Source organism: Bremerella alba (assembly GCF_013618625.1).
In the GTDB taxonomy this organism is placed as follows: domain Bacteria; phylum Planctomycetota; class Planctomycetia; order Pirellulales; family Pirellulaceae; genus Bremerella; species Bremerella alba.
The window spans coordinates 220,395-228,292 of sequence record NZ_JABRWO010000013.1; the positions used below are offsets into that span (position 1 = coordinate 220,395).

General features: G+C 52.5%; 6 protein-coding genes. 3 read left to right on the top strand and 3 right to left on the bottom strand.

What is annotated here, in order from left to right:
• Nucleotides 1-32 precede the first annotated feature (32 nt).
• On the top strand, nucleotides 33-1,004 hold the full coding sequence (locus HOV93_RS21635; RefSeq protein ID WP_207398629.1) for an alpha/beta hydrolase family esterase: 972 nt from the start codon (nucleotides 33-35) through the stop codon (nucleotides 1,002-1,004).
• On the opposite strand, the gene HOV93_RS21640 is transcribed toward HOV93_RS21635, so the two are convergent.
• Nucleotides 1,005-4,298: a PVC-type heme-binding CxxCH protein gene (locus HOV93_RS21640; protein WP_207398630.1), complete on the bottom strand. Its 3,294-nt coding sequence runs from the start codon at nucleotides 4,296-4,298 to the stop codon at nucleotides 1,005-1,007.
• A 290-nt stretch (nucleotides 4,299-4,588) separates the two neighbouring features.
• On the opposite strand from HOV93_RS21640, the gene HOV93_RS21645 reads away from it, so the two are divergent.
• Both HOV93_RS21645 and HOV93_RS21650 read left to right on the top strand, forming a co-directional pair.
• Nucleotides 4,589-5,161 (top strand): hypothetical protein, encoded by a 573-nt coding sequence (locus HOV93_RS21645; RefSeq protein ID WP_207398631.1) that lies wholly within the window; start codon nucleotides 4,589-4,591, stop codon nucleotides 5,159-5,161.
• A gap of 21 nt (nucleotides 5,162-5,182) precedes the next feature.
• Nucleotides 5,183-5,767, top strand: a complete 585-nt coding sequence (locus tag HOV93_RS21650) for a 5-formyltetrahydrofolate cyclo-ligase (protein WP_207398632.1) — start codon at nucleotides 5,183-5,185, stop codon at nucleotides 5,765-5,767.
• Here HOV93_RS21650 and HOV93_RS21655 read toward each other — a convergent pair.
• Both HOV93_RS21655 and aroH read right to left on the bottom strand, forming a co-directional pair.
• Complete coding sequence (locus tag HOV93_RS21655) at nucleotides 5,764-6,675, bottom strand: cysteine peptidase family C39 domain-containing protein (RefSeq protein ID WP_207398633.1); 912 nt, start codon at nucleotides 6,673-6,675, stop codon at nucleotides 5,764-5,766. The genes HOV93_RS21650 and HOV93_RS21655 overlap by 4 nt on opposite strands.
• A 366-nt stretch (nucleotides 6,676-7,041) precedes the next feature.
• Nucleotides 7,042-7,467: a chorismate mutase gene (aroH, locus tag HOV93_RS21660; RefSeq protein ID WP_207398634.1), complete on the bottom strand. Its 426-nt coding sequence runs from the start codon at nucleotides 7,465-7,467 to the stop codon at nucleotides 7,042-7,044.
• Nucleotides 7,468-7,898: the final 431 nt, after the last annotated feature.

A 7,898-nucleotide genomic window follows, 5' to 3' on the forward strand; every position in this document is an offset into this window, starting at 1 on the left:
GATAACGTTCCTATTGCTCCTGCGAGGTTGTCATGTTTCGTCGCCGCTGGTTCGCTCTCCTTTTGTTATTTGGAATCACAGGCGGGCTTATTTGGGGTGGTAAAAACTTTCAAGCAGCCGAAGTCCCATCCCCACCCACGTCTGGCCTGTTTGATATCTCGACTAAGTCCGAAGGCTACTCGCGGACCGCCTTGATTCATATTCCCAAGAGCTATAACGCCCAAACACCTCCACCTTTGGTGATTGCACTGCATGGGACAGGGGGTGATGCCGAATCTATTTTGCACCACTACAACTGGGCAAAGCTGGCCGATAAAGAAGGGTTTATCGTCGTCTCGCCGAATGGTTTACCGGCCAGACCGCGTCTGCCCAGTAATTTCCTGGCCAATCCACAACTATGGAATTCCGGACAACTTCGCGAAGGCTCGCCAAGGACCAAAATCGATGACGTTGCCTACATTCGCACACTGCTAGACGATCTGGCAAAGAAGGTTCGCTACGATAAGAACCGCGTTTTTGCCACAGGGCACAGCAATGGTGGTGGGATGACCTTTCGTCTGGGTGCCGAGATGTCCGATCGCCTCGCCGCCATCGGTACGGTTGCCGGAATGGTCGCAGTAAACGACCCCCAACCCGTGAAACCGCTACCGACGCTATTTATCTACGGAACAGCAGATCCAGTGCTTCCCATCGGCGGAGGCGAAACCTCACTCCCCTGGGGCACTCGCACGACGCCCCCAATTGCCGACCATATGGAAAAGTGGGCCAAAGCAATTGACTGCGAGACCGAACCAACCACGGTTTCGGACGACGATACAATTAAGAAAGTTCGCTATCGGTCACGAAAGAATGACCCGGAATTGACCATTCTTTACCTTCAAGGACACGGTCATCAATGGCCAGGCGCAAGTCGAAATTTACCACCTCGATTGATTGGCCCGATTACCAGCAAGCTCGACGCCGCGGTCGAGCTTTGGAAGTTCTTTGAGAACAGCACAAAGTAATTATTCGTGCCCGGCCGAAGAACCATCTTTCTTCAGGCTCGCCAAAAATTCGACTAGGTCACGAAGTTCTGACTTGGACAGATGCTTGAAGATGTCTTCAGGCATGGGGCTCTTGGCACTCTTGCGACCCTCGATGTCGTCCTGTGGAATCGTAATCAACTTTCCATCGGCATCAACCAGGTTCACGGCCTCGTCGGTTTCTTCCTTGAGTACGCCTGAGAAGGTTTGGCCATCGACGGTCAGCACCAAGATCGATTCAAAGCCTTCGGCGATCTTGGCATTTGGCTGAACGACCGCCTCGAGCAAATACTCCCGAGACTTCGTCTGCCCCAGGACATCCAATTCCGGACCAACCCGACCACCAGTCCCCATGGCTCGGTGACAGCGAACGCAAGACGTTTCCGTCTTTTCAAAGAAGATCTTACGTCCTCGCTCGAAGTCGCCCCCAGCCAACGCCACGCGGTACTCGGCCAACGGATCCGCCGGGTCGAGCGACAAGCGATACTTCTCTAACAGAGATGACACCTCCGCCGAATCCTTAAAGGCCGTTGCCGCTTCAATGGCATCCAGACGCGTATCCTCAGGCAATTTGCCAGAAAGAAGCTTTTCCATCGCAGAAGAAACGATAGCCTCGGATCCGTTCGGCTTCAAATTCGCCAGGGCCGCCAGAGCTTTCTGACGTTCGATAGCCGAATCGGCGGCAATGCCTTCTGAAAGAGTCTTGGCTGCGGCATCGGGAGTCAATTTAGCGATTTGATCTCGAGCAACCGCACGAACCAATGGCTGGTCTGACTTCAATGCGTCTTGCACGATCGGCAATGCTTTGTCGGCATCGACACTTGCCAGCGCAGCGATCGCATCTGCCCTTGTCTGGGCAGATTGCTTTGCGTCGGTCGCAAGTCCGATCAATACAGGCGATACTTCTTTGATCCCGAACGAGGCCGCCAACTTGGCCGCCTTATTACGAACGGCCTCATCGGTGGTTAAAAGCTTCGGCAACGCGGTCGCCAACGCCTGTTTGGCAACCGCTGGATCACGGTCCTCCAACGGACGATAGAAATTCACGACACGATCCAATTGCCCAGGCTTATCCCATGTTTCAAGCATAGCTAACGCTTCCAATCGCATCGCTTCAGGCATATCGCTTCTCGCGGCGAAGCGTGCGAGAGCCTCTGCGTTCTCTTGATCGCCAAGACGGAAGTTTGCATTGAGCACTCGGCGAAGTAATGCATCGTTCTTCCAGCCAGAATCAATCAACCGGGCTGCCTGCGGCAATGCTTTTTCCATCGGCAGATCGTGAATAGCACGCACTGCTTCCAGGACCACTAATTCGTTGCCATCGGCCAAGTATCGCACCACAGTAGGGCTTTCAAGACGCCTTAGAGCAACCACCGCCGCAATACGTACGTCGGCCGATGGATGGTTGGCCAAGTCGGCCAACGACTGAAGACTTCGCATACCAGCCATCGCCATGATACCGCCGTGTCGCAAGATAGGATCTTGATCGGCATTCTTGGCTAAAATCGCGGCGACGCGATCGATCACCTGGTTCGGGTCCCCATGGGGTCCGGCATTGCCTAGTCCAATCATGGCAAAGTATTGAACCCGCGGGTTTGCGTCTTCCAACAGTTTAGGAAGCCCATAGATCACACGAAGTTCTCCCAACACGCGGCCTACTTGGGCCCGAACCTCTGGGTCTTTGTCTTTCACCAGTTGTGTGGAAAGCAATTCGACGGCCTTCACGCGGTCCGCCATTTTTGCTTCTCCTTCAGCAATCTGTCCAATTCCCCAGATTGCATGCAGCCGGGCCAGTTGTGATGCGCCGCCTTCGGCAGCCACCGACTCGAGCACGTCGAGCTTGTCGCCTTCTGCCAGGGCAAATTGAGCTTTCATCCGAACGCGACGATCTGCATGACCGAGCAGCTTCTTCAGTACATCGTCCGATTTCGCGGTGAAATCACTCGGCAGAAGTTCTTTCACTTCCGCGATTAGCTTGGCATCTTCTGGATTGTCCTTGGTTAGTCGGTAAATGCGTCCCTTATTCAAACCTGTCCAACCATCGACCCAATCGCTGACATACATCGCACCGTCTGGGCCAAAATCAACATCCGTTACCAGGCACTTCCAGAGGAATTCCTCGGAGTCGACCAGTTCATAGCCTGCGCCGTTCGGTTTCATTCGAAACGTTCGGATCCCGCTATTCGCCGGACCGCCACGAAAGTCACATAGAAAAAACGTTCCATCGTATTGCTTGCCGAATCCAGTACCTGGGTAGTGCACCAGTCCACTTGGACCGTCCGAAATATTAAGGATGGGAGGAACTATGTAGGCTGCCTGACCTTCGTGATGCGGATGCCACAGCTTCTCTCGGTTCCACGGCCCGCGATCACTTAGGTACTGATAGGCCATGTTCCAGCCTGCATGACCATCCTTCACAAGATAAATCCACCGAGCCTGATCGCCGCTGTCCGAATTGTTATCGCAAGTAAAAAGGTTGCCGAAATCGTCGAAGGCAAGCTCCTGCGGATTTCGGAGCCCTGTACAAAAGACTTCCAGATTCGATCCATTCGGATTGCAGCGGAAAACGGCCCCAGAACCAGGATCTTTGAGTCGTGTTCCATTGACTTCGATGTTGTACCCACGATCGCCAATGCTGAAATAGATTTTGCCGTCGGGCCCTAACGTCAAGCCGTGCAAGTCATGCCCTCGAAAAGCGAATCGCACTCCGTACCCTTCGCTGAGGGACTTCTTGTCGTCAGCCACGCCATCACCGTCGACGTCCTTTAACTTCCATACATGCGGAATATTGGTGTAGTAAACACTGCCATCAAGCGCCAACACGCCAGCTCCGGTTCCTTCCACGATATCGTTGTAGCCAGAAGAAAAGACCGTATCTTGATCGGCCTTACCATCGCCGTCCGTATCCACCAACATGCGAATCCGATCGTCATGCTGAGTGTATTTTTGAGCGGCTTCAGGATGATGCTTCAGAATGTATGCGCGACGGTCGGCTACGGACTGAGCCGCCAAGTCGTCATTCAACCAATAGTTGTGATTTCGATTGTCCTCGACCCCTTGCCCTTGTCGGTAGGTTTCCGCAACGTAGACGCGTCCTAGATCATCAAGACAAAATGCTACAGGATTGGCGGTCATCGGTTCGGCCGCGAAAAGGCTCATCTCGAACCCTTCGGGGACCCTAAACCCAGAAATTGCATTTTCGCCCTCATCCGAAGCCGGAGCAAGTTGAGGAACTTCTGGCTCAGGCAGTTCGGCATGCAGTGGTAAACTGCCCATGAAAGTCAAAGCCAAGAGCACCCATGACAAGGATAGAACGTTCACTGTCTTCAAAATCAACATACTTCTCACGATACGAATGGAACCTCTGAGAACACTTGACGACACACGGGCGGTATTGTCACGTTTTTCCAGAAGGATGGCGTTGAATAGGAGAATATTTGGCTATTCGCGGTAAACTTTTTAGAGTAGTCCGTTTCGCATGACTTCACAAGATTGCCGTTTCTCGCGAACCTATATACTGTGCGGCTCAAGCCGAATGCGTTCTCCCCTCGATTTAGGCCCCACGAATGAGCGTTGTATGCAGCAAATGCGGAGAAGAGCTCATTGGAGCCGTTAACCGCTGCTGGAAATGCGGGACGCCATTCATTCGCAGCGAAACGGTTAGAACGCCCGCACTAACCGGGCCAGGTTTACCCCAGACGACGCAACTTCAAGTCCCGCCCATTCGAAGGGCTCCGGTTCTGGCAATCTACCTTTCGCACGGAAACACCCAAGACGATGAACCGATCGCGGCAATCATCGAGGAAGAAAACAATGACGCGGAGCATGCACAAGCCCCCGCGGTAATCCCAACGACAATAAGGTTTCTAGACTCACTTCCGATGGACTACCCAAGTCTCGGCGGATCCCTTCTTGCTTTTGTGACAAGCATTGTCTGCTACTATTCGATTATCGGGGTGTTATTTACTGCGGTCGCCGTCATCTTGAACGTCTACCTGTTATCCCATCGACGTTCTACGGCTCGCTGGGTAGGGTTTGGTCTTTCCATACTGTCGTTGCTATTCGCACTGACCCGCACCATGGCAAGTCTCTTCCTTTGGTTCACCGGCATGCGTTTGGCAATGGCTCTGTTCGGTTAACTGGAATTACCTACCGCAAAGATGAACCCTTCCGACAAGAATGATATTCGCCGCGAAGCGATCGCACGACGCCAGGCCCTTGATGATGGTAGCCAGCGGAGCGAGGCCATTCAGCATCGACTTCTTACGGAATTTCCCATTCGTGAAGGTTCCAACTGGCTGGTCTACGTTAGCGTACGCAACGAGGTGAAAACCATGGGCATCCTGGAAGAGGTTCTGCGTGTAAAAGGGCAAGTCGTGGTCCCCTATTGCCTCAGCAATAACGAACTAGGCCTCTTTCTACTGACAGATCTGCAGCAGCTTGAGCATGGCTCGTTTGGGATTAAAGAACCGTTAGCGGCACTTCGCTCTGAACGCTCTGTGCCTTCTGAAACATTGGACACCGTCGTGATGCCTGGCGTCGCGTTCGACCGGCGTGGCAATCGAATCGGTTACGGCAAAGGCTATTTTGATAGGCTGTTAAAGACACTGAGCGGCGACTGTATAAAAGTCGGATTGGCCTACGACTGCCAGATTTACCCCAAAATACCGAGCGAAGCCCACGACCTGCCCGTCGACCATCTAATTACCGAGACGCAGATGATTCGCTGCTCGGCCAAAGTCTAACGTGCGGCCAATGTGCGGATGTTCTCCAGGCCACTTCGAGTGTTCTTAAATAGCGGACCTTCGTAACTGCGTTCGAGCCGAGCGCTGTGGCCATCCCACACCTTCAACAGTTCTTCTTCGCTCCAATACTCGATGCCGATATCCGGGTTAGGATCAGCGATGACATAATAGCCATGAATTCGCCCAAGGCAGACGACCGAGTGAATCTCGCCGACATTCCACCCTTCCGGTAGACCTGCCGCATTACCACTGCCCAACCAGGCCCGTTTTCCGACACGCAGAACAACAGGGCGACGTGCGGCGGCAAGTTCTCCAGCCGAGAGATAATCCATGCGAACCAGATAAGGCGTATCCTTCGTTTTCAGCTTTAAACCACGGTAAAAACCCTTCCACGAAGTTCCTTGTCGAGTAAGACATAACTCGGCCATTTCTTCTTCAGTTGTGGGGATTTTGTAGTAGTTCAACAGCGTCGCAGCACACGCCGCAGTGCACGTTTGGTCTGTGGTCTGGTAGCAGATCCCTTGCGTATCCCAATTCGTCTGGCACTCCGGTGCCTGGCCTATCAGGGGATAGATCAGCGACCAAACGCCAGCTCCGAGCAAGCCTGACATAGGAATGACGCGTCGCCATCCTTGATCACGTAGGCGGTTCGTCGCGATGGCAGCGAGCACAAGTGCCGCCAGAGGGTAAAGATTGCTGAGGACGATCAAGTTCGAGAACGGCAATAGCTCTGTGAGGAAAAGATTCTCCCACACGAAAGCAGTGTACAGCCCAACAAGCGCTATCACGCCGACGGCAGATAGATTCAGAGCAAATACCGACCATTCTCTGGTCCAGGCTCTTGTTACGAAGAAACCACCAAGGCTGAAAATGCCTACAATTAAGTAGCCCGCGATTACATCCTGCATACGAGCCTCCTTTTCTAGTGGGCATTCAGGCCACTCTAGAGTGAGATATGGATGTCCGGCTGTGGGGCCAACTGCCACGTCAACCGTTCATAGATGAGGTATTAGCAATAGTATCGTTAACATTCCATGAAGACCATAGACGATTGCTTCGGGTGACCGCCATAATGCGGTATTTTTCGAACAGAGGCCCTACGGTCTAGCGAAACAAAAAAGCCCCCACCAGAGGACCGCTAGGCCGCTCATGCGGGAGCAATTTCATTAACCGAATGTTAAGCAACTAGAATGCCATACCATGGCTGATGCTAGCCGCACGCGGAGCGCATTTCTCGATAAGCTGCTTTCAGATAAGCAGTTACGACATAAACCTTATTTCATACCCGTCATCTGCTGCTCAATCCACTGCTCAAGTTCTTCCCATTCGATCTCAGGAACTTGGCACAAATCAGGCCGGAGCCTGACTGCATCGCGTACATAGACGTGATGGATCTCCTCTTGGGGCTTATCCGTATTCCAGTGCAGCAGTATTCGCACACACATGGGCAAAGAGCCGGGTACACTAATTTCGTGCGTGCATATAAGAGGAACATCCATCCAACCGATTTGCCTTGCCGCTAGAGCAGGAAACTCTGCATCCAGATCGTTAGTAATAGTGAAGATGGCACTCGCTACGTCTTTTGGATCGATCCCATTCTGGCGAATCATCAAAGCCAACAGCTGCCGAGTCGCTTCGAGGATCTCGTCGCGATCGTTATGAGAAACGGTAGTCGCCCCGCGAACTCCACGACACATCATGACATTCTTGCCCTTCTAATACGGCTACCCAAAGCGGGCCTCGGTAAAACACGTGCTTTCGTCACTCGTAAAATACAAGATCCCCGCCCCAGTTCACAGGGTCATAGGCGTCACCGAAACGAAAAGGGCGATCTTTCCCCGGAATTCGCATCACCGCAATGTGTTTTATATCAACATGTTACAACTTCATTTCATCTTTTCTAAACAAAAACCCCACGAGCCCCTTTGACGCCAGGGCGAGAAGCTATAGGATATACCGTCTCACCTGAAGCGAGTGACGCCGACAGGGAGAAGCGAAAGCTTTTGATCTTTGACAATTTGGTAGTGACCTCTGTTTGAGAACGAAGGTGGTTGTGCTTCTTTGAGATTGTTTACGCAATCTTGGAGAGGCGATCATTTTTGAACTTAAACTAGTTCAATTTTTTTGAAAT